We start from the raw sequence: 24,395 nt of genomic DNA on the forward strand, positions 1-24,395 counted from the left end.
CCGCTATGGATACATGACATGCGTAAGAAGATAGAGAGACCCTTTTCGAGACGAACGCTACTTGGCATCGCCGTAGCGGCGATGCCACTGGGATTGCATGCCTACAGACATCTTTGGGGAGATGAGTCGGTTCGCTTGACGGGCCTGGGATTAGTCCAATACAGCTGCAGAATTCGCCGCCATTGGCTGCGAAGACAAGATTCCCAGACTGACCTGTACTCACCGCTAAACTTCCTCAACCACTGCAATTCAGTTGGTGCCGGTGGTATGCAAGCAAGTCTGGGTGTGATGGAAGCGAAGGAAGCACACCGCCTACGCGATCTCGCGGAAAACAAAGGATTATTTGTCGAAGCAATCGTCAACCCACCTCGAGACAAAGATGATCTTGGACGCTTCGAACAAGAGGTCACTACTGCTCGCGACTCGGGCGCGACAGCAGTCCGCACTGTGATCATGCCCGGAAGACGCTACGAACAGTTCAAGTCCTTGTCAGAGTTCCGTCAGTACGAGCAACGTGGACAAAGAATGATGGAGTTGGCAGTTCCCATCATTGAGAAATATCAAGTCCCCTTTGCAATTGAGAACCATAAAGACCAGCGAGTCGAAGAGCGATTGGCTCTGCTTAAGCATCTTGACTGCGAGTGGATCGGAGCGTGCGTCGATACAGGCAACAGCATCGCACTACTTGACGACCCGTACGCCGCAATTGAAGCGTTCGCACCTTACGCAGTGTCTGTTCACCTAAAAGACCAGGCTTTATCCTCGTACGCCGACGGATTCCTTCTGGGCGACGTTCCCTTAGGCGAAGGCAGTCTTGACCTGATGCAAATGGTCAACATTCTCAGACGCACAAAACCGAGTATTCATTGTTCTCTCGAATTGATCACACGCGATGCGCTAAAGGTCCCGTGTTTAACGGAGGACTTTTGGACAACGCTTCCTCTGGTATCAGGTCGAGAATTGTCGCGCACCTTGCGACTGGTCCGTGACAATCCCGCTAAATCGCAAGTGGTTAGTTCCTTTTCGGAAGTGCAACAGTTGGAACTCGAAGACGATAACGTACGAAAGAGTCTTCAATATGCGGGGAAGGTTCTGTCTATATGAGCAGGTTACCACTGAATCGCCGAAAATTCCTGGCAGCAGCAAGCGCGGCAGGGATGACGCTTACTGCACTTGGCTGGAAGTCTCTTGTTCGAGGCGATAGTCCTTTAGAGCAACTTCGAGTCGGTGTTATAGGCACAGGCGTGCGGGGAAAGTATTTGATTGGAAATCTTCCATCTTCGGTACGTGTCACCGCGATTTGTGACTGTGCCTATAGTCGAATGGATGAAACGCTTCACCCTCAAAATGAGTTTATTGAAGTACTTGACGTTTTTAAAGAGCTTTATGCGAGTCGCTGTCATCAGTATCAAGACTATCGCCTCATGCTTGATCGCGAACCGCTAGATGCCGTCATTATCGCGACCCCCGATCATCACCACTCTCATGCAGCAATTCTGGCCTTGGATGCCGGCCTGGATGTCTATCTCGAGAAGCCCATGACCGTGTCGATTGGTGAAGGAAGACTAATCGTTGAAAAGGTCACGGCGACGGGCCAAATCTTACAAGTTGGTAGTCAACAGCGATCGATGGAGATGAATAAGTTTGCCTGTGATTTCATTCGCAACGGTGGTCTTGGCAAGATTACCGCTGTCGACCTACCGAACTATCCTGGGCCGATCACAAACCCAGAATTTCCCGAAGAACCGATCCCCAAAGGTTTCGATTGGGGATTGTTTCTCGGACCATCGCCGATGCGTGCTCACAACAAGCATCTATGGGTTAAAGATACGTTCAAGGTGGACAATCTAGTATGGCGTGGCTGGGATCTCTTCCAAGAGTTTTCCGGACATCTCATGACGAACTGGGGCGCCCATAGCGTCGACATGGTCTTATCGGCGATTGGATGTGATGAGACCGGCCCTGTATCGATTCGCACGATTCGTCCAGATTCTGTAAAGGAGATCTGGAAATCTTGGGGTCATAAAACTCCTCCTCCAAGTACACCGGATGATCGCAGGTTTTGGCCCGTAGAAATGTCCTTTGCAAACGGGATTACGTTGCGATTTTGCGGTGGCAACAAATCAATTCGTTTTCAAGGTGAACTGGGGACGCTTGAAATGGGGAGAAACATGTTCAGCGTGAACCCGGCTGAACTCGTACTAGACGGTCCTGATCCTGGCCTCGCAGCCAAATGGCGCGGGGCTGGCAACGTTGCCCGCCCACATTTAGAAGATTGGCTCGAATGTATCCATAGTCGAAACACCCCTATTGCCCCCGCCGAATTCGGGCATCGCACCGCAACGGTATGCCATCTTGCTAACTTAGCCCGCGAATTGAATCGCCCGCTTGATTGGAATCCTGACATCGAATGCTTCGTTGATGACAAAGAGGCGAACAGCAAACTCGAGAGGCCTCGTCGAGCGGGGTTTGATCTCAGCGTATGACCACATGAGATTGCCACGAATAAGTTTTAACGAGCCACATTCATCCAAATTTACAGCAGCATAAGTTCCCGCCGACACAGTTGGCACGAAAGTTTATCTCACAGCAATGTCGTTAGTAGAAAGGGTCTGTTCTATGACAATCAACGATCTATCAGGAGTTTGGATTGCTGTCCTTGCCCTCATAGTACTGTCGATCGGTTGCAGTTCGAGCAGTGAGACCGTTCCCGTGCACGGACATGTTCTCCTTGATGGAAAGCCACTGGCAAACGCGGAGATCATCTTCCAGCCTGAAGGAAAACGGGCGTCCATTGGCCAAACCAACAAAGATGGTTACTACGAACTCACTTTCACAGCCATGCAAGAGGGTGGAGTCGTGGGCTTGAATCGAGTGATGATCACCAAAGAAGCCGGAGGGCCTGATGGAGATGAGATGATCCCTCGGCAATACAACGTCGATACGGAGTTGACGGCTGACGTCGTAGACTCAGGGGACAATGAGTTCAATTTCGATCTGAAATCGGATAGGAAAACCCGTGGCGTAGCCCGAGCAAAAAAATGAAATACAGGCAGTTCGGCCTAATGCTCTCATGGGCATTACCGAATGCTGTTGAACAATCACGTCTTTTCTTGTTTTGACTTCACTTTCTATTCTTCTTAAGGAGTTCTTTTCATGCGTACTATCGCTTGGAATCATCAACGGGCTTTCACGCTCGTTGAGTTGCTTGTCGTTATTGCCATTATCGGTGTACTTATCGCGCTTCTTCTTCCAGCCGTGCAGCAGGCCCGTGAGGCGGCACGGCGGATGCACTGCTCAAACAACTTGAAGCAAATCGGTTTAGCGTTGCATATGCATCACGATACCTACAGTGAACTTGTTCCTGGCATTGTTTCGGGTGATTGGGGAAACGGTGGATCGGTCCACAACAAAGATGGCTGGCTTTGGAGTGCCATGATTCTGCCTTACATGGAACAGCAATCGCTGTATGACCTGGCAGGAATCGGTCAAGGCGCCTGGCCAGATGATACCGCTCAAACTCTGGCTGCATGTAAGACGGAATTGGGGATGTACAGTTGCCCATCGGCAACAGGTCCAACGCAACTGCAAAAGTTTGGCAGCGAAGAGATTGCGGCATCCAATTACGCTGCAGTGTTTCATCACGCCGATGAGAAGTGCCACGTAGGCACTGGGCCATTTCCCCAGTTCGTTCGCAATCGCCCCACGTGGTCAACTCCCATATCGACCGTTAACGGATCACCATTTCCTGTTAATGGCAACTTTGGCGCGATGACGGATGGTACAAGTAATCAAGCAGCGGTTGGTGAGAAGTGCCATCAGTTGGGTAACTCGACACCGGGAGCGACGGTTTGGGCTGCGATTCAAATTTCGGATGATCGTGGCAAGATCCGAAACCTCTTGCTGACTGGTCGTAGACCCTTAAATAGTGGTCATGGGGACGCCAGCAACAGCAACCATCCTGGAGGAGGTCTATTCCTATTCTATGATGGTTCGGTGAGGTTTATTGCTGAAACAATCTTCCACGATTTGTCTAATGAAGTGGATAGCCCCTATGAGGCTATGCTGGCGGCAAATGACGGACTTGTGTTCGAGTACGAGTAGCAAGGGCTCTCAAACTTCGTATTGCATCTAATTCAGCCGCAGAGTTTTTCACTCGCCAAGGTACCCACAGCGGCACACCGTTTTCACGGTGGCCGCTGGAAAATGCCCCAAGTATTTCCCTCCGCATACTAGAACTTCATTTTTCCTTTGGCTTTCGAATGACTAAGCTAATACCAATTATCAGTCTGGTTCTCACCGTCCTTATTTCATCTGCCTCAGCAGATCAAGGGCGATCAAAGCAGCCCAATATTATCTTGATCATGCCTGACGACGTGGGGGTTGGTAACGTAAGCATTCTCAGCACCGACACGCCGTATCCTGCCAGTGTGCAGGAGACGAACACAATCCACTTGAATGAACTGGCTTTGAGAGGAATTACATGTGACCAGGGCTATTCAGCAGGCAACATGTGTTGGCCATCGCGAGGGGCGCTTCTTACTGGAAGCTATCCTCAACGCTGGAACTCACGTGTCCAAGTACCTAGGTCTTTTCCTCGATTACCGAGGGTCCTCCAAGAGTTAGGGTATCACACCGGCATCGTAGGAAAGTGGCACAATGGGGCAGAGAAAGGCAATTTTCCACCGACCGATTGGGGGTTCGATGAGCACTTTGTAACCTACACGTCTCATGACTACTACGAAACAAAAGCGGGGCCAGGCTTACAATGGGAGACCATGCAGCAGTGGCGAGCGACCCAAAAAGACCAAGCGACTCGCCCATTTGCCCATCGATACGCGCCTCTTCTCGATTCCAGATTGTCTACTGACGAGAATAAGCAGTTCGTTACCGAATTCGGATATCTAACTTCGGCCTTCAATCGGCGCGCCGTGGATTTTATCGAAGACAACAAGGATCGGCCCTTTTTTCTCTACCTGCCTCACAGTGCCCGCCATGTCCCTACACAACGCCCACCCCAGAAATACATGAAGCGATTTAAAGAACCCGGGATGGAGCACGTCAGCACTGCGATGATCGATGTTGTTGATGAAGGCATCGGTCAGATCCAAGAGAAACTTCAGGAACTAGACTTACTCGATAATACGATCATCATTTTCATGGGGGACAACGGAGGCCCTCATTGGGCAACGAAATACCTCCGCGGAAACAAAGGCCAAAGCTATGAAGGAGGAATACGAATTCCGTTCATCGTTACTTGGTCCGCAGAGTTCCCAAAGGGATGGCGTTTGGATGCCCCGATTAGCCATATCGACATTGCACCAACGCTAATATCCGCGGCAGGGGGAACGCCACCAACAGAAATGGATGGTCGAAACTTACTGGATCTTCTCAAAGGAACGACATCCGCAAGCGAGAACGATACCTTGTACTGGGACAATGCCATTCGCAAAGATCAGCATGATGGTGGACAAGTCACACATCAATGGAAAGTTGTTTTGGACAAGAGTGGAAGCCAACCGCAGCTTTTTGATTTGATGTCTGATCCAAGTGAGGCCACAAACATTGCGGCAAAGTATCCGACAATTCTATCAAACCTCTTGGAAGGACGAAGCCAATGGCTTGAAAGAGTCGGAAAGTAGTTTTTTGCTGCGTTTATCTGCTTGAAATGCATGACTCAAGTACTGGCTTGATTCGTGGGGAAAGATCAACCATTCCCATGCCGACATGCCTGATGTGTTCGACTTGTCGATGGAGCCTCGGAAGACCCTGGAGATGTATGGGATCACCGATCAAGAAAAGCGAATCACTATGAAGCGGCTAGCGCGGATGTACGTCAATGAAGTGTAATGTCTTTTGGCACGCAAGTTGATCGAGTCCGGGGTTCGCTTCGTCGAAATCAACGACCGATTGTGGGATAGCCATATCCAACACCGCGAGTGTCAGGAAAAACGTGCGTGGTCGACTGACCAACCTATCGCTGAGCTACTAACAGACCTAAAGCAATGTGGCTTGCTCGAAGATACCCTGGTGCTATGGGGTGGTAAATTTGGACGTACTATCGGAAACATGAAGCGGGATGGCAGCGATTACGATCCTCACGGACTCACGATTTGGATGGCGGGAGGAGGAGTCAAACGACGTTTTTCGTTTGGAGGCACAGACGAGACTGGCCAGCGAGCCGTGGAAGGACGCATGTATAATCATGATCTGCACGCCACGCTTCTGCACCTGCTTGGCCTTGATCATGAGCGGCTCACCTACCGATACGCTGGAAGAGACTTTCGACTTGCGGACGTGTATGGTCGGGTTGCTAAGGAAATCCTGGCGTGATCTTCGACTTTTCTTTTCCATGGCATGGATAGATGTCTTGTGAGTTCCGACATACTTTTGTTCGGTTTTTGCTACGACAGCCATTTCCTCTTACTCAATGCCGGATGACATTTCGATCGTTATTCTCGGCAAACAACGCGATGCTTTGTGGAAGTTTTCAGCAAGACCTGTTTTACCTAGTTAAATAAGACGCCCTACTGAGAGATCAAATAGCTCATGAATGCATTGAAGGACAAAGTCGTTCTCGTAATTGGGGGAGGAAGTGGGATTGGCCTCGGAATTGGTCAGGCCTTCTTGGACGAAGGCGCCAAGGTTATTCTCTCGAGTCGGTCTGAATTGTCCCTGAAGGAAGCTGGAACTTCCTTCCTGTCATTCTCAGCCGATACCACGCAGCCGGATCAGCTTGTTCGTCTGGTCGAGTACTGCTATGAGCACGCCGGTCCGATCGACGTACTCGTCTACAGTGCTGGCATGAATGTTCCGAATCGTTTTTTTGAGAATCACAGCGCAGCCGAGTTTAAACAAGTGCTGGCCGTCAATACGACCGGCTTCTTTCATGCCATGCAAGCGGTGCTTCCTGGGATGAGAGAACGTAAGTCAGGTTTGGTTTTGAATGTTGTTTCACTTGCTGGTCTCCGGAACATGAAATTAGCAGGCGCATCTTACTGTGCATCGAAATTTGCTCAGGGCTCTTTGGGGCACTTCGCTAATTTAGAACTGTTAGAAGAAGGCATCTCAGTCACCAATATCTACCCAGGTGAAACCGACACCCCATTGGTTGATAAACGGCCCTCGCCGCCACCGGCTGAGCAGCGTGCCAAAATGGTTCACCCAGAGGACATTGCCGCCATGGCGGTCGCGGTCGCAAAACTTCCGGCCCGAGCGACCGTTCCGGAAATTGTGATTACACCACGGCACATGCCACTGAGCTAACGACATGGATCCGCTACTTATCCTCGTGATCGGCGTTGTCATCGTCGTTTCATTGATCCTGGTATTTAGGATCAACGCTTTTATTGCGCTCATCACGTCGGCGATCGTGGTGAGCCTGTTAGCACCTGGCAAAGCGACTGAAAAGATCACACGTGTCGGCATCGCGTTTGGCGACGTGGCCGGGGCCATTGGAATTGTCATTGCCATGGCCGCGGTCATCGGTTGGTGCTTGATGGAAAGTGGTGCAGCGCAGCGAATCGTCGACAGTCTCAGCAAACTTCTGGGCGAGAAACGCGCCCCCGCGGCCCTTGCCGCAAGCGGCTTCGTTCTTTCCATCCCGGTGTTTTTCGACACCGTATTCTATCTGGTCATTCCCGTAATTCGATCGATGTGGCGTAAGCGACAAAAGAATTACGTATTGCTGCTTACATCCGTCGTTGCAGGCGGAGCGGTTACCCATTCGATGGTCCCTCCTACACCCGGTCCGCTTTTCATGGCGAACGAACTCCAGGTCGACCTCGGTATGATGATCTTAGTGGGTAGCATAACCGGTATTCCCATGGCGATCGTGGGACTGTTGACCTGCCATTGGCTCGATCGACATAACACAATCGAGATGCGTCCGTATCCAGGGGAGGAAAAACGGGAAGCAGAGGACAAACATTCCGATTTACGATTGCCACCGTTGAGTATTTCTCTCTTCCCGATCTTGCTGCCAGTTGTATTGATTGCAACCAACGCCTTTGCCAGATCGGTCGATGACACGCCTGATACCATGTTGGCGATCACAGCGATTGTAGGAAACCCAAGTCTGGCGCTTCTGATATCGGCTGCGATGTCGCTATGCCTTGTCGCTGTTTATAGAGGAACGTCTCTGACAGACCTAAACCAAGGGGTCGAACAGGCTGTTACCAGTGCCGGTTTTGTAATTTTGATCACTGCCGCAGGAGGGGCATTTGGAGCCATGCTGCGCGAGGCTGGAATCAAAGATAGTTTCTCCTCGCTGCTAGGTGAGCCTGGTTCGGTCTCTGGCAGTGTGTTGCTGCTATCAGCTTTTGGAGTTGCATCACTTATTAAGTTCGCTCAAGGATCCGGAACGGTGTCGATGATCACCACGGCATCAATATTCGCTTCGATGGAATTCTCTTCTGAGCACCTTGGTTGCCACCCTGCCTATCTGGCGTGTGCGATCGGCAGTGGCTCCCTCGTGGGAGACTGGATGAACAACAGTGGATTCTGGATATTCGCCAAAATGGGTGTACTTACGACGGAGGAAACACTGCGCACATGGTCGATCCTCACTGCGGCACTTGGAGTAACGGGAATCTTGGCAACGATTCTGATGTCCTGGATTATTCCCTTCAGCAATTCGTAAAGCAGTTCAATTCTGGCTTTATCCGACGAATCTGACGGGAATCCATGCTGGCACCTCATTGTGCGAGATTGATGCATTGAGTTTGCCGAATTCAGCCGAATTTACCAAGATCGACTTGGCGCTGTAGTACTAGAGCTGTCCGTATTATTAGTATACTTCATTCCCCAGTAGCTGTGCTTATGTGCGTATTCCCATTCGCAACTCTTGTTCGCTCGATCAGTCCGCCCTGGTTTGTACTCTTTGCGGTTCTACCTTTAGCTGCAAACGAACCCGAAGGCGAAGCCCTGTTCGTGCGCCGCGTGGCTCCTTTGATCGCCGAGAAGTGTCTGGCCTGTCATGGGCAGAACGAAGACGAGAGCGAAGGAGGTCTCGATATGCGTTCGCTGGCGGCCCTGCACACAGGCGGCGATAGCGGCGAAGCGAGTATCGTTGTCGGCAAGCCCGAAGAGAGCCCACTGATGCTGGCCATCGGCCGCGATGACTTCAGTTGGTCGGCCATGCCGCCGAAGGAGTCTGAGGCCCTGACGGACGAACAAATCGGCTGGATCCGCCAATGGATCGCCCTGGGCGCCCCCTGGCCGGACGAAGCCCGAACCCAAGAGATCAACGCCCAGTATGCCGACCAGTGGTCGGCCGAGGATGGCATCACGGTCGAGACCGTCGGGGCACTCTCACCTGAGTGGGCCAATCGCAAGTACAAGCCCGAGGCATTGTGGGCCTACACGAAGGTCAGCAAACCGGAAGTTCCTGGTCCGCAAAGTCATCCGATCGATGCGTTCCTGGCGGCGAAGATGCCGGAAGGACTTTCCGCAGCACCCCCTGCCGATCGTCCGGCGCTCATCCGCCGAGCAACATTCGACCTGACGGGGCTACCACCCAGTCCGCAGGACATCGAAGCGTTCGTGAGCGATCCCTCTTCTGACGAAGTCGCGTTTGCCAAGGTCATCGACCGCCTACTGGCGTCACCTCACTATGGCGAACGGATGGCCCAGCATTGGTTGGACGTGGCCCGCTACGCCGACACCTCCGGCTTTGCCAACGACTACGAACGAGGCAACGCGTGGCGCTACCGAGACTACGTCGTGCGGAGCTTCAACGAAGACAAGCCGTACGATCAGTTCATTCGCGAGCAGATCGCCGGAGACGAACTCGCCCCGGAGGATGCTGAGGCCATCATCGCGACCGGTTTCCTACGGATGGGACCGTGGGAGTTGACCGGCATGGAAGTTGAAAAGGTCGCGCGGCAGCGCTTCTTAGACGACGTGACCAACAGCGTCGGCGAGACGTTCCTGGCCCATTCGCTGCAGTGTGCTCGCTGTCACGACCACAAGTTCGATCCCGTCCCCACGCACGACTATTATGCTATTCAAGCGGTCTTCGCCACCACGCAGCTTGCCGAACGCAAAGCACCGTTTCTCAAGATCGAAAACACCGACGGCTTCGACGAGAAGCGGTACCTGCAAGCACGCCGGGCCGAATACTCGCAGACGCTTAAAGAGCTCAACGCGATGCAGCTGACCGCCGCCCAAGCCTGGTTGGCTGAAAACAAAATCGATCCGGCGAAATGGAACGAGGCACTCGACCAACAAAATGGAAACAAGAACTTCGGATCGGCCCGCCAGGCGCTCATGCGGCAGAACCTGCCGGAGTCTCAGATTCCCCCCAAGCACGTTGGCTTCACGCCGGAGGATTACGGCAACGAACGCGTTGCTCGCAAAGGTCTCCAGCGGCTGAAATGGGAAGAGGAACGTTACCAGCCGTATGCATTGGCCGTCTATAGCGGCAAGACGCCGACGCTGCGATCCGTCTATGCTCCGCTGCGAATTCCCAAAAGCCCCAGCCAGGTCGGCGAGCTCAAGAAAACGTGCATCCTGACCGGCGGCGATCCCTTCATCCAAGGCGCCCCCGTCAAGCCAGGCATTCTGAGCGTGCTGGACGAGGTTCAACACCCGGCCATCCCTACCCGCATCGAAGGTCGCCGGGCAGCGTTCGCCCAGTGGGTGGCCAGCCCCGAAAACCCACTCACCACGCGAACCATCGTGAATCGCATTTGGCTGTGGCACATGGGACGGCCGATCGCCGGCAATCCGAATAACTTCGGTTCCACTGGCAAACGCCCGACGCACCCCGAGCTGCTGGACTGGCTGGCGGCGACGTTCGTCGAATCAGGCTGGTCGTTCAAAGCGATGCATCGTCAAATCATGCTCAGCGAAGCGTACCGACGATCGTGCCGGCATCCCGGCTTTGACGCCTTGGCCGAGAAGGATCCGCTCAGCACATCGTACGCCGCGTTTACCCCACGGCGGTTGACCGCTTCCGAGCTGCGCGACGCGATGCTCTTCGCGACCGGCGAGTTGAATCCGAAGCTCGGCGGCATCCCCAACCGACCCGAGATCAACATGGAAGCGGCCATGCAGCCGCGCCAGGTGATGGGCACGTTCGCTGCCGCGTGGACACCCAATCCCCTGCCCCAGCAGCGTCATCGGCGTTCGCTGTATAGCTTGAAGGTCCGTGGCCTTCCTGATCCATTCCGTGAAGTGTTCAACGCCCCCGGGCCCGACTTCTCGTGCGAGATGCGTAGCGAGTCGACCGTCACGCCGCAGGTCTTCGCGTTGTTTAACGGCCAGTCGACCTACGATCGGGCGTTGGCTTTGGCGCACCGGGTAACCCGGGAAGGTCTTTCCGGTGGCAAAGCGATCGACCGCGTGTTTCAGTTGACGTATGGCCGCTTGCCGACCGACGGCGAACGCACGGCCTGCGAACAGCACTGGACGACCATGCAGGACATCCAAGTGGAACGCGAGCTGACGGAGGTTGAAGCCCCGCTGGTCGTCCGGCGTGATGCGGTCGAAGAGAACACGGGCGAAAAGTTCTCGTTCGACGAAACGCTGCACGCCTACCAAGATTTTGTGCCTGATCTTCAGCCGCAAGATGTCGACGCAAACACGCGAGCCCTGGCCGATGTTTGTCTGGCGATCTTAAATTCCAACGAGTTTGTCTATGTCTACTAATCCACTGCCCAAGCGGCGCGAATTCCTGTACGGCCTAGGGGCGACCCTGGGCAGTGTTGCGTTCAGTTCGCTCCTCGCAGCCGAAGAAGATCAGGCCGCGGTGGGGCTCGCACCGCGTAAGGGTCACTTGCCGGCTAAGGCCAAGAACTGCATCTTCCTCACCATGGAAGGTGGTCCCTCGCACATCGATACGTTCGATCCCAAGCCGAAGCTCGACCAGCTGCACCTGAAGGAATTCACCCGCAGCGGCGAGCAGAAGTCGGCCATGGAAAGTGGCAAACGCTACTACGTGCAAAGCCCTTTCAAGTTCAATAAGGTCGGCCAGTCGGGTGCCGACATGGCCGAGAACTGGCAGCACCTGGCCGGTGTGGCCGACGAGATCTGCTTCTTCCGCGGTTGTCAGGTCGACAGCGTCAATCATCCCACGGCCATGTACCAACTGAACTGCGGCAACCGTTTCGGCGGCGACCCTGGCGTCGGGGCGTGGGTTACCTATGGGCTGGGATCGGAAAACCAAAACCTGCCTGGGTTCATCGTCCTGTCTGAGGTCAGCTATCCGCAGGGTGGCGCGGCGAACTGGAGTAACGGCTACTTGCCGGCTCAGTTCCAGGGAACGCCGTTGCGTCCGAAGGGATCGCCGATCCTCGACCTCTTTCCGCCCAGCGGCATCACGGCCGAGCATCAGCGAAAGAATCTTGATCTGATCGCGAAGCTCAATCAGCAGCACCAGCGGCGGCATGCGTATCATGATGAACTGGGTGCCCGGATGGAGAGCTACGAGTTGGCCTTCCGCATGCAAATGCAGGTGCCCGGCGTGTTGGATTTGAAGCAGGAACCCCAGGAAACGCTCGACCTGTACGGCGTCGGCAAGGAGCCCACCGATTCGTTCGGCCGCAAATGTTTGCTGGCGCGAAAGCTCGTTCAGCAAGGGGTCCGCTTCGTGCAGTTGTACCATGGTTCGTGGGACAGCCACGACTACATCGAGCGAGCTCACGGCAACCTGGTAGGTGCCGTCGACCAGCCGATCGCCGCGTTGATTGCCGATCTGAAGCGAACCGGGCTGCTCGACGAAACGCTGATCGTCTGGTGCGGCGAGTTCGGCCGCACGCCTGACAACGGCGTCCGTGGTGGAACCGCCTACGGCCGCGACCACAACCCGCACGCAATGACCTACTGGCTGGCCGGAGGCGGCGTCAACGCAGGCCACACGATCGGGGCGACCGACGAAACCGGGATGGAAGCAGTCGAGAACGTCGCCCACATTCGCGACTTCCATGTGACCCTGTTGCGGCTTTTGGGGCTGGACGACAACAAGCTCACCTACTACCACGCCGGCCGCTTTAAACAGTTGAGTCAGTTCGGTGGGAAAGTGATTCCGGAGCTGATTGGTTAGATTCGATGAAACAATAGGTCTGATTACTAGGTTGACTGAGATACCATCGTAATCTCCACTCTTAGAACATGAGAAAAGCGAGGTAATCACGGCGATCGCACTGTAAATCACGTTTCTAACAACACTTTCAGGAGGTACTGATCGTACTATTCTGATTTTGGTCGTTTGTTCTTCACGCCCACTTTCGCCGTTATGTTATTCTTCCCTAGACGCAGGCTCGTTCTTTTCAGCAGGCTGAAGTCTTGGGCTATCGCAAAAGTTCCCGACAATTTTCTCCAATCTATGGAAAGGATGAATCGAATGGCTTGAAAGAGTCAGAAAGTAGCTACTTGCTACGGTCTAATTCTTGACCTTCACTCCGTTTCCTGATCCGTGCGGAATGTGAGTGTGTTTCTTGCAAGTCATGCAGGTCACTTATTCTCGCGAAAAATTGCCTACAGCAATGACCCAGTCAGATACTTCGGGTAGTGACAATTTTTGTTTCTTTTGTTTTGCCGCAAGGGCGATCTCCACATATTCCTGTTTGGTATTCACTGCAATGGCGCTAAGATTGCCTGAAAAATGAGACAGATCAACGCTGACGTCATCGCAGTCTTCCTTGTAGACAATCATCAACGTACTATCCGGCGTGCTCAGGCAGTGGCCGTCACTAAGATCGAAGTTCCACTGCATTTCTTTCCTCAACCGGTCTTTTTGAATGAAAGATGTATTGTAAGTCTTCAATTCGTGTTCGTTTGGGTAGTCGAAGGTTATGCCGCCACTTTCATACTTGCCATTGGGGCGTTTGAGGTATCCCCAGATATTGGCAACTCCGCAGGCCATCGTGGAATGGTATAAACCTCGCCGAGTCTCTTCAGCTGTGTAGTCTTTATTTGGGTATTTACCACGAACGCGAAAACGGTCTTCCGAGAATGCAGGCTTATCCGGGCGTCTGGTTAGTGTCTTGAGGTACCAATGGTAGTCCGGCTTGTGCTGTTCGTATCCAGCATAATCCACGGCCCCAGAAATCTGGTCTAGCCTATTTTTCGAGGATCGTGCGCCCAACAAATGCGGCTGAAACAATCGTTGATGCGTATAGCTATGCCACTGGGCCACTTGGTCTTCGTCTGCCCATTCCCAGAGATCGAACCCATACCCCATCGTCCACCCTGGAAGCGGGCCCAGTCGAGCTGCTATGTATCGCTGTAGCCGGCGATCTACGGGACCGTTGGCTACCCCCCTCTAAAGCTGACGGGGCATTTCCTCGTTGCTCATCTCCCCAAAGCCAGATATGACAACTTCCCCCAGCCCGGTGCACCATGCTGATCGTTTTTTCTAGACGTCTGAAAATCTCTGGGTTAGGATTTCCATCTACTACCCAGGCCGAAGGATCTTGAACTGGGATGTGGAATCCGGTAAAGCCATGGTCGTCGAACAGTCGTTCGATCTCTTTCTCAGTTACGGCATCGTCATCCGGAACCAATTCACCGTGGTACATGGCATACTGTGGTACGTACCACCGCAACGCTCCCTTCGTGCCCGTTGGCCGGACATACTTGGTATGCGTATCCGTCTTGAAGGTCGTGATAAAACCGGTCGCCAATTTATTGGGATTTGGGTGTTACTTCGATTTGACCTCGAATACCATCAAGCGAATCGACTTCGCTGGACGTTAAATAGTCCCACGTTCCTGTTTGCGTACCAGTGAAACGAAACTTGAACCGCCCCTTACCATCGTAATACATCTCGGTGGATGCCTTCGTCTTACTGGCGGTGTGAATAAAGGTAACATGTGCGGCTACATCGTATGGATTCTTGCCGTCGCTTTTGGCAGGAAGTTCCCACTCGAGATAGGGATAGTATTGCGTCGTGCTCTTGAGAGGAAACGTGCGTGATGCGATGCGTTGACTACTAGATTGTTTCTGAGCAACCTCTTGGGTCGCATAGATTTTTACATTGCGATACTGAATCTGATCGAGCGCCGAAGAATATTTCCCGGGGCCCGAACCTATCCTGATGCAATGTTGCTTTGGGGCGTAGGGTAGCGACTTGGAGACCTCCCAGACTGTTTTTCGGTTGCTGCCATCAAGCTCTTCGATCGAGGTTTCGATTTGTTTCTGATCCGATCCCAGGCGATGTGAACTCGGTACCATTGATCTGATTGGAACGGGTATCCAGTGTCCGTAGGCTCCCGTCGCCACTCCATCTTGCTATCCGCTGCGAACATCGGTCGATCGTCAACAGCAAGCTCTTTCTTTTTGTCAGTCGCTATGTTGATCACGCATTTGATCGCCCTACGGTTGTTCCGCCAGTGCATGTTAAAGCGATAGAAGTTGTACTTGAATTCAGGCGAGTAGCCGATAGGTTGGGCCATGTTGTGCCCGTCGTACATACAGGCGAATCCATGCTCTTTCTCGTTGACCTTGTCAGGGTTCATGCCTCGAATTTCAAACGTGAGTCGCCCCTGACGTATGGTCGTAGGAAGTTTGTAGAGGATGTGGTTTTCTCCCTTGCCGGGATTGTAGCATTTGTCGACAAATTTGCCGCCGTACTGGCGACCGATCGTTCCCTCCGAAAGCGGATCGTCGATGACCAATGTCTCGGCGAAAGACACCACCGGAAACGACAACAACGCAAATAATGTCGCGAGCCTGACGCTTGTGTTTAGCATAGAATCTGATCCTGGTTAAATGAGGCGAGACGACAAGTTGGACTAGCTGCACGAATGTGCTTAGCGCATTGCTATCGGAAAAGGTCGAAGCAGTTCGACTTCTAGTAGAATCCTTCAAAAGTCGGCCCGAATATCACGGTCAAAGTCCGTGATAGTTCCGCGAACGAGTGTACCTCGCGTCTACCTGAAGTTCCTGATTTTGCTCTCGCAATCGATCGATGCCTTGCTTATTTTGCATCTGTTCCGAAGTGGCGATCTCCAGACGCTCTAATTGTGGAAGTGAGCTAAGAGCATCCCAGCCTTCAGCAAACGGTATTGCCTCTTTGAAGTATTGAGGACTGAAGATTTTGAGTTTCGAGAATGTTTGGAGTGAGGCGAGGTAGTCGGCTGTAACACCATGTTTGGGCTTCAGCCACAGCACTTCAAGCTTGGGCAAGAGGCGACCAATCTCCGCCAGTTGCGCAGGCGTGACTTCCGTTCGATGCAATTGAAGGTCCGTGACATTGGGGCAGAGCCGAATCATCTGCATGGTCTGATCTGCCGTTAATGGGGTGTCGAGTACCAGTCGCCAGACTTTGGGGAAAGGGGTGCTTAGCTTCTGAACGTTGATGGCCTTCATCTGGAAGTTGTGCTTAATCTCGATGATCTCAAGGTCCTTCATTCCGTCGATTACCGTGATGAAATCAGGCGAAGCACTCGCTCCTGGGGCTTTGGCCATGTAGTGGAACCCAACCTGCTTCAGGTGTGGAAACTCACCTATTACGGCTAAACCAACGTCGCCGACGGGTTGTGCTTCCAGGTTGATTGCGGTGAGCTCGGTGAATTCTCGCAATCGTTTCAAGTCATCGTCCGATACCCCAGGCTTCTCTCCTGCTGACTTGGTCAACACCTGGTGGTTGATGAGGACGAGTCCGTTGACGTTGCCGTCTTCATCCGTCCAGACTTCACTCCGCTGGACTTTATTGGCAAGTGTTGCCGCGATCGCTTGCTGTTTGTCGGGTGTCACGGAAGCCGTAGAAGCCGCTCTGAGCAGCACGTAGATCGCATCCAGGGGTAGTGTGACCTGCCCCATCGAGACAGCCATCCGTTTGACCGGGTATCCATTAATATCCAAGACGACCGCTTCGGTGAGAGCCGGATTGTTCACACGTAGCGTTACCAAGGTATTCGCAATTCGGAAAGGGGGTTCGCCGATGCGTTCGATCTGTTCACCTTGCACCGTATAGGCTCCCTCTCCATTGCCGATCTGGAACGTAGCTGGGGTGGTTCGGAAACCGGTCAAGCGGTTTGCGGTGACAATCTGAGCAAGCACCTGGCCGGACTGTCCAATGGGACGCTCATCCAGGCTGACAACGTTAATCGTCGCATAGCCGTTGTCACTTTCAATCGTGATATCGTCTAGTTCAAACTTCCCGCCGTTGCGTTTCAGAAAGCCTGTAATGCCCTGGGCCTTAGGAGAATTCATAGTACAAAGCTCGCGGCGATAGTCCCACGTCAACTCACCAGTGGCGGAGCGAATCGTGCCTGCTTGGGGATCGAACCATTGCGATAGATCGCCTACCTGGGACTCAGCCGGATCGCCATTCGACTTGGTCATCACGGGACCGACCAGGAATGCGGCCCGGTTGATCTCGTCACCATTGGGAGACCACCCCGGTTTCAGGTCCGCAAGGCTGCGCTGATCCCCGTAGGCTTCGTTGTCATTGACGCGAGGTGCCTCTCGGTTGAACAGACTCTCAAGCTGGCGTACCTCCTGGACAATCGGATCGGCCTGCCGTAGATAACCCCGGCGATACAGCAGCGCGTTGGCCGGGAAGCCAGCCATCATCGCGGGGTAACAGTGATTCCATTTGTGAGTCGACATCTGATCGTCGACTCGCCAGAACGGCTTGAGCGGATCGGTCTCGTACGTCGGCGTCTGGCACGAAAACCATGCCACACCATCGATCCCGGTCAGGCTTTGATAGGCGGCGGCGAGAAACGGACCTTCACTTTGGTAACGGTTTGGGTTTTTCCAGGCCGTTTCCGTGACGATGAATGGATGCCCTTGCTCCTGGCGAAAATTCGTACAAATCTCGAATGGTTTCGACAGCACCGATTCATTTACCAGGTAGTCGCCCGGATCGATGCGGTACCCATCATTCGGGCCAGAGTGCTGATAGTCGGAGCCGACGTACTCGTTCTCGGCATCGATATCCAAGGCATGGTACGAGTAGCGTTCCAAGGCTTTGAGCTTGGTATCGTTAGCGGTCCGCCAGTTTGTCGCGTTAAGTAGTTGTTGGCACCCGATTTCTTTCCGCAAGAACTTGCCCATACGCTTATAGAAGCTACGCTGAAACTCGGCCAGGAACTCCGCTGTATCGCGTTGCCGTTTCGCAAAGGCCCCTTTGCCATCGGTTGTCAGGTCGTAAATCCGTAGGCAGGCGATTCTCCCTCCTTCGACATCGTCGAGTTCGTCATTCCCTTTGAAACCTTCGCCCCAGGCCTCCCAGGCTTGCGACGTGGAACCGTACTTCTTGACTAGCCATGCCGAAAACGCTTTAGACAAAGTAATCCGGTACGGTTCTGGTAACCGCTGCATGGTCCAGAAGAAAAGGGAGTCTTCATTGTGAACCTGCAAGATGGCAACGGTCGGATCATCCTTGATCGGGAGTCCCGTGTATGGGTTCTCTCTTGAGTAGAACTCCCTGGTCCAATGCTGATAGGCATCTTGAAGTTTGGGCTCGATGAAAAGCAATCCTTCCATGTCGACTGAACCTCCGGGCAGGTTCCAACTCTTCGGCGCGTCGAAGTGAGCATAGTATGGGGAAAGGAGCACATAGATTCCATTGTCTTTGGCCGATTTGATGAATCGATGAACGCCATCAATCAACTCCTCATTCACGTCCGTGATCTTCGAGCCTTCACTCTTATTGCAGATCGTTACGTGGAGCCGCACCATATTGACTCCCAGTTTGGCCAACCAACGTGAGTGCCGATCCATCTCTAGCGGTGGGAACTGATGGGCATCCGAGCCGACAATCCAGAAACGAACGGGCTCGCCGTCCCCCCGGACAAAGCCATTTCCATCACGACTGAGCCTGACAAATCCGTTCTCGCCCGATTGGGTTTCGTTTAAGTATCTCAGATCCAATAAAGCGTTGTCGTTGAAGTCATCGGAAGGTACCGACAAAGCCCACGAATTGGATTCGTCCAGCGGCGTTTCCGCTGTTGCCAGAGACACCGGATGCCACACGACGCAGAATAGTAGAAAGGAGAAGATTCGCATGATGGGGACTCGATAACGTTGAAATGAGAAGGCAGGCGGCAATCAGCCGCTTGGGGAGAATCACGAACGTTCCAGCGGCGAGGCGCCGAATGAGGTTCGTCGTGCCCCCAAGGAACACAACTTAGTCATCTATGGATGGTTGGCACTGGATCACCACACGGCGATACCGGGTTAGTGCAGGTTCACCGTCGTCGGTGACTTGCAGGATGACGTGGATGGACTTGCCTGTTGCCGACTTGGGAATGGTCAGCGACGCGTCTTGAGAGCGGTTCTTAGATATGGGGACTTCCTTGCCAAAGGAACCCGCTTCGGGGTAAACAAACCAGCGAAACGCCAAATCGTCCTTATCCGGATCGCGTGACTTGCGGGCTGATAACGCAACGCTTTCGCCCGGTGCGGCTTGGATCGTGATCGAATGAGTTCCAGGAATATCGTTGACGATCACCACAGGCGGATGATTGGCATGCTGGTAAGATTGAACGCACCAATCCAGCCTGGCTTGGAAGTCATTCTGGATGTGCTCTGCCCAACGTTTTAGCGTGTTATCTCGGCTTTCCGATCCGTTGAACTTATCGCGTGCATCGCTCCAGTAGAAACCATCCCGGCGATGTTCATCGGTCCTGGGGACGAACCGACCTGCCCACGAGCCACCTTCGGGCGACCATACGTCGCTCAGCCCGTTCGGCACCAGGTAAAGAAACCCTGGCGTGTCTCCTTCTTTTTGGATCGTATAAGAGGCGCCTAATGGCCCATGCGATGTCTTGATGTCCCGCTGGACGTCAAAGCCGCCGGCATCGTGCGTGAGGGGCTGGAAGCGGTGATACCAGCGGTTTGGATTTCGCGTATCTACCCACTTATGCAGGTATGGAATGTGCTCCCGGACATGATAACCGCGATCGGCATCTCGCGAGAAACATAGGCGATCAGCGAATGCTCGGTAAGCTTCGTTACTTCTCGTCTTCTTGACGTGATCCAACGCTTGTCGCATGGCGGTCAGATTGCCGTCATTGGTCCCCCAGTTGACGTACCAGATTCGGCGAGCATCTTCTCGATCGACGGCCGCGATGATTGCGTCGCGTGCCTCGGTGCCATCGTAGGAAGGGAACGTGATCGCCCGAACATCCTTCGGAGAGGGATACCGTCGATCGTGCTTGGTGAGGCTGGGCCACACTTTCTGGTAAGCATCAATAAAACGATCGAGACATTCTTTACCGCTTTCTCCCGTACGAGACTGGTCGGCCCGTCGGGTACAGAGAATTCCCTCGACATCCCATTCGTTCAAGTAAAGGAAGAATCTTACAAGCGATCCTTCATCATCGGGATCCCCTCCTGGGGCATCCGTTTCGATAATCACCCGCAGTCGATCTTCCGGCTCGGCCGCGTTCGCTGGACGAGGAACCGTCAGACCGATCGCCACCGCTGCCAAGAGGATTATCGCAGAACATTTCATAGTTAGGAACCTGAGCTCGGATTCGATTGTGCCGCCAGGAACTGATCGACGCCTTGACCAAACGCTCGCAAGCTGGGAAGACGCATTTCGTTGTACTCTCGCGAAGCAAGCACACCGTCGGCGCCAGCTTCAAATGCCTGAACGACCGCCGCTTCAACGGAGTCCGGACGACTAGGGCGTGGCTCCATTCCTCCGGGGACATACCAGGGGACATCGATGCCGATCCCGGCGTACACCTTGGCATGGCTTCCCACGCCCAACTTACAACGCTTGGTCTCGTTGTACACATAGGTTGCGCCTAGGCCGTTTGCGTCAAGCTCTTCGACCTGGGGCATCTCTTCAGCCGTATGCCCAAAAGTGGAATAGAAAAGACTCAGCGATTGCTCCAAGCTCAGCTCATTCAAGACGCGGTCTTTCATCCGTTCGAGCACCCACCAGCGAAGTCTCGGGCCGAAGGTCTCGTGGTACAGAATAGGCTTGATGAAGTCCGCGTTTTCCGCCATGGTGCTGTAAGGAATCGCAGCCCGGTAGAAGACATCCCAGCTCGACCGCTGGTGATCGACGTGCCGGCCTGAGTCGATATTGGGTGAGATCGCCTTGGCCGTATGGTGGACCTGAGTGCAGATTTCCTCGTCGGCGAGAAACCATTGATAGTCCCAGCTTAAAACTTCTGGGAACTGCTGCAGGATTCTGAGCACTTCCGTCAGCAGACCATCGTTTGGCCGGGCTTTATTCTGCTCAGTCGCTTTGATCAGGGAATACAGTTTTCCGTAGCCTTGCCGGGCACGATCTGCGTTGATGCCTTTCTCGTGGTTACGCCGGATGCAGTGACTGCAAAAGCATGTCGCCGTTTCTCCTCGGAATAGCACGTGCGACATCGGTCCGGTGCGTTCGGCACCATACTGCAAGCCATCCAGGTCATAGTTGGTGACCAGCTGCTCAATCGTCTTGAATACCCATTCGCGATAGGCCGGATGGTTCCAGCACGGACCGCCCGACCGATGTCCGAGGTGATCGACGGTCTGTACCTTGCGATACCCGGGGATGTTGTCCATGCGGTTCCCGCCAGCTTCGAGAATGCGGGCATACACCTTCATTCCACGATCGCTGGCCGGCTTGCGGACCTCTTGAAAGAGATCTCGGTCGCTATATTCAAAATCGTCACGATGCGACTCATGTTGAATCAGGCCGCCGGCGAATTCGGAATGATCGCTTTTGACCCAGTAGTTGGGCAGGTTGCGTTTCCGTGGATCACGCACCGGCACGCCATGGTCGGTCGCCAAGACGTTCTGGGGAGTCACTCCCATGTGGTAGGTTTGTGAATAGATGAAGAGCGTGTTGACCCTGGCCTCGCCCTGCAAGAGATCTAAGCAACGGTCGATTCCCTCGTCCAGCATGGAATGTGGTGCAATCTGCACGCCCACCATCGGGTCTTGTTTCGTGGATTCATGGGCGAAGCCGAAACCAGGTAAACAACACGAAGTTGCCAGCGAACCGGCTGCTTGGAGAAACTGACGACGAGTAGAATTCATCTTAGGAATTGCCTTCGAAGTGTTGAGCCTTGTGGACAAGTCGGCCAGGATTGGCACAAAGCATTTTGTGCATATCCTCTTGCGTGAAGCCAAGTTGTTGAAGTTGGGAAATCTGCTGGGCGAACGCTTCCAACGGTGATCCATTGGCAGGCTGCCCAAAGTCGGATGAAAGCACGATATGTTCCGTCCCGACTTCCTTGATTTGACGTTCGATCTCCGACATTGGTATGGGACGCGGAGAGCATTGTGCCGTTGCTAAGAAACAGTGTTCGATCAATGCGCCCAGAGCGACCGCTTGACGCTGATCCCTGATCGAAAGACCAGGCGTCGGCTCCGAAGCATGCGTAACGATCTTCCGCTTGACGCCTCGATCTGCTGCTTCCGTCAAAAGATGCAAAATCTCATGAGGCGAAAGGTGTCCCGTCGCTAGGATCGCATCATGTTCGGCAATCAAGGAAACAATATCCGAGGCCTCCGACGTCAACTTCCCGCTGCTCAGAATGCGGATGGGTGTGAAGTCGCTTGTTGGATGCGGAACCGGCGTAAAATCCCAACCGTAAGTTTCAATATGAAACTCGGCCGAGTAAGTCGGAAAGTAAACAATGTCGACACCAGCTTGCAACGCGGACTCGACGGCTGCGATATTCAAGCCACCAATGGGGGCATTGAGTGCGATCGAACTGTAAAACCGGGTTCCCTGGGGAAATAGTTCATTGAGTACGCTGCATCGCCCTACGGTTGACGTGGTATGGTCTTTGATGCCAATTCCTGCCATTCCCAACTCATTGGCAAGTCTGGCCAGTTCCAGTGCGGTCTCCGCTCGTGCGACAACATCCGGCGAGCAATGGACGTGCAGGTCGTAGGCTCCCTGCAACCATTCTTTTTCTCGCCGTGGTTCAGGCGTTGAGCGTCGACTTGTCTCAGCCGAAGTGTTTTCGTACGGCATCGCCAAAGGCCTTAAGCGTGGGCATTCTCATTTCGTCATATTCTCGCGAAGCCACAACTCCGCCGGCACCTGCTTCCTTACTCAAGCGAATCGTTTCACCGAGCACTTCGAAGTCCTGTGGCGAGCGCGTGAACAGTCCGCCGCTTCGGTGGGGTACATCCATGCCAATCCCAGGAAGGATATCCGCTTGGCCAGATACTTCCTCGACCAGTCGCTGTGTTTCGTGCCCAACGTATTCCGCCGGTAAGCTCGTATGGAAGAGTTGGCTTACCTTGGGAAGCTTTAGCGATTGATAGCCGTTGAAAGCGAGGAACACTTCATACAGCGTGTCCTGGTCCAGCTCCGAGAACGTTCCCGCTCGCCATCGGTTGAGAAAGTGATCGACGATCCGTGGTGCCATGACATCGTGGTAGAGGATCGGCTTAATAAAGTCACTGTAATTTGCCATCGCGAGGTAATCGGTGCCGGCACGCGTAACTGGATTAAGGGTCGTTCCCTTGCTATCAATGTGACGCCCCACTTGGGCACTCGGTTTGATGGACTTGATCGTCGTGTAGATTGACTCTGCGACTTCTTCCACCCCTTTTCGCCAGAGATGCTCCCAGGCGATAACCTCGGGATACTTGATGACGATGCCAAGCAATGTATTCATCACTCCCTTACTAGGCCTCGCATTTCGTTTACCAACGGACTGAATCAGGCCATGCATCTCGGTAAAACCTTGGCGAGCACGAGAAGGATCCACTCCTTCTTCCTGGGCGCGCTTCTGGCAGTAATCACAGAAGCATCCTGGGGCGGCCCCCTGCGAGAGCAGCCCTGCCAGCGGGCCAATGCGCTCGGCACCCCATTGATAGCCATCCAGGTCGTAATTTTGGAACAAATCACGCACCATGGCCTGGCAAAATGCTCGGTAGTTGGGATTGTGGCGGCATGGCTGATTGGCCAGTTTGCCGAAGAGGTTTATCGATGTGACGTCATCGTAGTTCGCAATTCTCCCCTGAACGTCCAGCCGACCAGGCTCAAGCAAGCGAGCATACACTTTGATACCACGACGACGAGCAGGCTCGATGGTTTCCGCAAACACGTCTCGCCCATTGTGTTCGGTATTCTTCGGTTGAGCGTTAAACTTCAACGTCGTTTCTGAAAACTCCTTGGGATTGTGACGAACCCATACCGGCCACAGCGAACGGTCTTTGTCGTTTCGCGGTTGATAGCCATGGTCATCCGCCAGAACGTTCGCTGTACGTGTATAGGGAATCCCATAGTAGGTGTGACTATAAACGAAGAGCGTGTTAACAGCGGCCACATCATCGACGCGTTCCAAACAAGCATCGACCCCTTCATCCAGAATGTTGAAAGGCGCAATCTGCAGCCCGATGGTGGGGCGCTGGCGGACTTCCTCCCCACGCAATAACGTCCCCGAGGCCAACATGCCCGCACCTCCGACTTGCATGAATCGACGTCGTGACGTGTTTTGTGTCGTTGGATGGGGTGACATATCATC

General features: G+C 53.6%; 19 protein-coding genes. 11 read left to right on the top strand and 8 right to left on the bottom strand.

Going from position 1 to position 24,395, the window contains the following annotated elements:
- The first annotated feature begins 18 nt into the window (after positions 1-18).
- The 10 genes from LA756_RS02115 (at position 19) to LA756_RS02160 (ending at position 13,045) form a co-directional block, all read left to right on the top strand.
- Positions 19-1,104, top strand: a complete 1,086-nt coding sequence (locus LA756_RS02115) for a sugar phosphate isomerase/epimerase (RefSeq protein WP_224438237.1) — start codon at positions 19-21, stop codon at positions 1,102-1,104.
- A gap of 53 nt (positions 1,105-1,157) precedes the next feature.
- Positions 1,158-2,486: a Gfo/Idh/MocA family protein gene (locus tag LA756_RS02120; RefSeq protein WP_224440457.1), complete on the top strand. Its 1,329-nt coding sequence runs from the start codon at positions 1,158-1,160 to the stop codon at positions 2,484-2,486.
- Between the two features lie 133 nt (positions 2,487-2,619).
- A complete protein-coding gene (locus LA756_RS02125) occupies positions 2,620-3,045 on the top strand; it encodes a DUF4198 domain-containing protein (protein ID WP_224438238.1) in 426 nt (141 codons plus the stop codon).
- Positions 3,046-3,156: 111 nt separating this feature from the next.
- A complete protein-coding gene (locus tag LA756_RS02130; RefSeq protein WP_224438239.1) occupies positions 3,157-4,104 on the top strand; it encodes a DUF1559 domain-containing protein in 948 nt (315 codons plus the stop codon).
- 158 nt (positions 4,105-4,262) lie between these two features.
- Positions 4,263-5,642 carry a sulfatase-like hydrolase/transferase gene (locus LA756_RS02135; protein WP_224438240.1) on the top strand — a complete coding sequence of 460 codons (1,380 nt, stop codon included), beginning with the start codon at positions 4,263-4,265 and terminating at the stop codon, positions 5,640-5,642.
- Between the two features lie 214 nt (positions 5,643-5,856).
- The gene (locus LA756_RS02140; RefSeq protein ID WP_261362078.1) at positions 5,857-6,333 is read left to right on the top strand and encodes a DUF1501 domain-containing protein; all 477 of its coding nucleotides are present in this window, start codon (positions 5,857-5,859) and stop codon (positions 6,331-6,333) included.
- A gap of 225 nt (positions 6,334-6,558) precedes the next feature.
- Positions 6,559-7,266 carry an SDR family oxidoreductase gene (locus LA756_RS02145; RefSeq protein WP_224438241.1) on the top strand — a complete coding sequence of 236 codons (708 nt, stop codon included), beginning with the start codon at positions 6,559-6,561 and terminating at the stop codon, positions 7,264-7,266.
- 25 nt (positions 7,267-7,291) lie between these two features.
- Positions 7,292-8,641, top strand: coding sequence for a GntP family permease (locus tag LA756_RS02150; RefSeq protein ID WP_261362079.1), 1,350 nt, complete (start codon positions 7,292-7,294; stop codon positions 8,639-8,641).
- A gap of 299 nt (positions 8,642-8,940) precedes the next feature.
- Complete coding sequence (locus LA756_RS02155) at positions 8,941-11,652, top strand: PSD1 and planctomycete cytochrome C domain-containing protein (protein WP_224438243.1); 2,712 nt, start codon at positions 8,941-8,943, stop codon at positions 11,650-11,652.
- Complete coding sequence (locus LA756_RS02160) at positions 11,642-13,045, top strand: DUF1501 domain-containing protein (RefSeq protein WP_224438244.1); 1,404 nt, start codon at positions 11,642-11,644, stop codon at positions 13,043-13,045. The genes LA756_RS02155 and LA756_RS02160 overlap by 11 nt, the downstream gene beginning before the upstream one ends.
- Before the next feature lie 414 nt (positions 13,046-13,459).
- On the opposite strand, the gene LA756_RS02165 is transcribed toward LA756_RS02160, so the two are convergent.
- Positions 13,460-14,185 (bottom strand): hypothetical protein, encoded by a 726-nt coding sequence (locus LA756_RS02165; protein WP_224438245.1) that lies wholly within the window; start codon positions 14,183-14,185, stop codon positions 13,460-13,462.
- A gap of 244 nt (positions 14,186-14,429) precedes the next feature.
- Between LA756_RS02165 and LA756_RS02170 the strand changes: the two genes are divergently transcribed.
- On the top strand, positions 14,430-14,732 hold the full coding sequence (locus LA756_RS02170; protein WP_224440483.1) for a hypothetical protein: 303 nt from the start codon (positions 14,430-14,432) through the stop codon (positions 14,730-14,732).
- Here the strand turns inward: LA756_RS02170 and LA756_RS27285 are convergent.
- The 7 genes from LA756_RS27285 to LA756_RS02205 form a co-directional block, all read right to left on the bottom strand.
- A complete protein-coding gene (locus LA756_RS27285) occupies positions 14,629-15,135 on the bottom strand; it encodes a DUF5060 domain-containing protein (protein ID WP_224440459.1) in 507 nt (168 codons plus the stop codon). The genes LA756_RS02170 and LA756_RS27285 overlap by 104 nt on opposite strands.
- Positions 15,033-15,695 carry a hypothetical protein gene (locus LA756_RS02180; RefSeq protein WP_224440484.1) on the bottom strand — a complete coding sequence of 221 codons (663 nt, stop codon included), beginning with the start codon at positions 15,693-15,695 and terminating at the stop codon, positions 15,033-15,035. Before LA756_RS02180 ends, LA756_RS27285 begins: the two co-directional genes overlap by 103 nt.
- A 139-nt stretch (positions 15,696-15,834) precedes the next feature.
- The gene (locus LA756_RS02185) at positions 15,835-18,963 is read right to left on the bottom strand and encodes a hypothetical protein (protein WP_224438246.1); all 3,129 of its coding nucleotides are present in this window, start codon (positions 18,961-18,963) and stop codon (positions 15,835-15,837) included.
- Positions 18,964-19,084: 121 nt separating this feature from the next.
- Positions 19,085-20,413, bottom strand: coding sequence for a nucleoside hydrolase-like domain-containing protein (locus LA756_RS02190; RefSeq protein ID WP_224438247.1), 1,329 nt, complete (start codon positions 20,411-20,413; stop codon positions 19,085-19,087).
- 2 nt (positions 20,414-20,415) lie between these two features.
- Entirely contained in the window at positions 20,416-21,945 is a 1,530-nt protein-coding gene (locus LA756_RS02195; protein WP_224438248.1) for a hypothetical protein, read from the bottom strand.
- 1 nt (position 21,946) lies between these two features.
- Positions 21,947-22,891, bottom strand: coding sequence for a DUF6282 family protein (locus LA756_RS02200; RefSeq protein ID WP_224438249.1), 945 nt, complete (start codon positions 22,889-22,891; stop codon positions 21,947-21,949).
- Positions 22,866-24,389 carry a hypothetical protein gene (locus tag LA756_RS02205; protein ID WP_224438250.1) on the bottom strand — a complete coding sequence of 508 codons (1,524 nt, stop codon included), beginning with the start codon at positions 24,387-24,389 and terminating at the stop codon, positions 22,866-22,868. The genes LA756_RS02200 and LA756_RS02205 overlap by 26 nt, the downstream gene beginning before the upstream one ends.
- Positions 24,390-24,395 lie beyond the last annotated feature (6 nt).

The sequence above is a fragment of the Bremerella sp. TYQ1 genome (assembly GCF_020150455.1).
GTDB lineage: Bacteria > Planctomycetota > Planctomycetia > Pirellulales > Pirellulaceae > Bremerella > Bremerella volcania_A.

Coding starts and splice junctions, on each gene's coding strand:
- LA756_RS02130 (WP_224438239.1), top strand. CDS start 3,157: ATGCGTACTATCGCTTGGAATCATCAACGGGCTTTCACGCTCGTTGAG.
- LA756_RS02165 (WP_224438245.1), bottom strand. CDS start 14,185: ATGGGGTATGGGTTCGATCTCTGGGAATGGGCAGACGAAGACCAAGTG.
- LA756_RS02195 (WP_224438248.1), bottom strand. CDS start 21,945: ATGAATTCTACTCGTCGTCAGTTTCTCCAAGCAGCCGGTTCGCTGGCA.
- LA756_RS02120 (WP_224440457.1), top strand. CDS start 1,158: ATGACGCTTACTGCACTTGGCTGGAAGTCTCTTGTTCGAGGCGATAGT.
- LA756_RS02190 (WP_224438247.1), bottom strand. CDS start 20,413: ATGAAATGTTCTGCGATAATCCTCTTGGCAGCGGTGGCGATCGGTCTG.
- LA756_RS02185 (WP_224438246.1), bottom strand. CDS start 18,963: ATGCGAATCTTCTCCTTTCTACTATTCTGCGTCGTGTGGCATCCGGTG.
- LA756_RS02125 (WP_224438238.1), top strand. CDS start 2,620: ATGACAATCAACGATCTATCAGGAGTTTGGATTGCTGTCCTTGCCCTC.
- LA756_RS02135 (WP_224438240.1), top strand. CDS start 4,263: ATGACTAAGCTAATACCAATTATCAGTCTGGTTCTCACCGTCCTTATT.
- LA756_RS02200 (WP_224438249.1), bottom strand. CDS start 22,891: ATGCCGTACGAAAACACTTCGGCTGAGACAAGTCGACGCTCAACGCCT.
- LA756_RS02205 (WP_224438250.1), bottom strand. CDS start 24,389: ATGTCACCCCATCCAACGACACAAAACACGTCACGACGTCGATTCATG.
- LA756_RS02115 (WP_224438237.1), top strand. CDS start 19: ATGCGTAAGAAGATAGAGAGACCCTTTTCGAGACGAACGCTACTTGGC.
- LA756_RS02160 (WP_224438244.1), top strand. CDS start 11,642: ATGTCTACTAATCCACTGCCCAAGCGGCGCGAATTCCTGTACGGCCTA.
- LA756_RS02180 (WP_224440484.1), bottom strand. CDS start 15,695: ATGCTAAACACAAGCGTCAGGCTCGCGACATTATTTGCGTTGTTGTCG.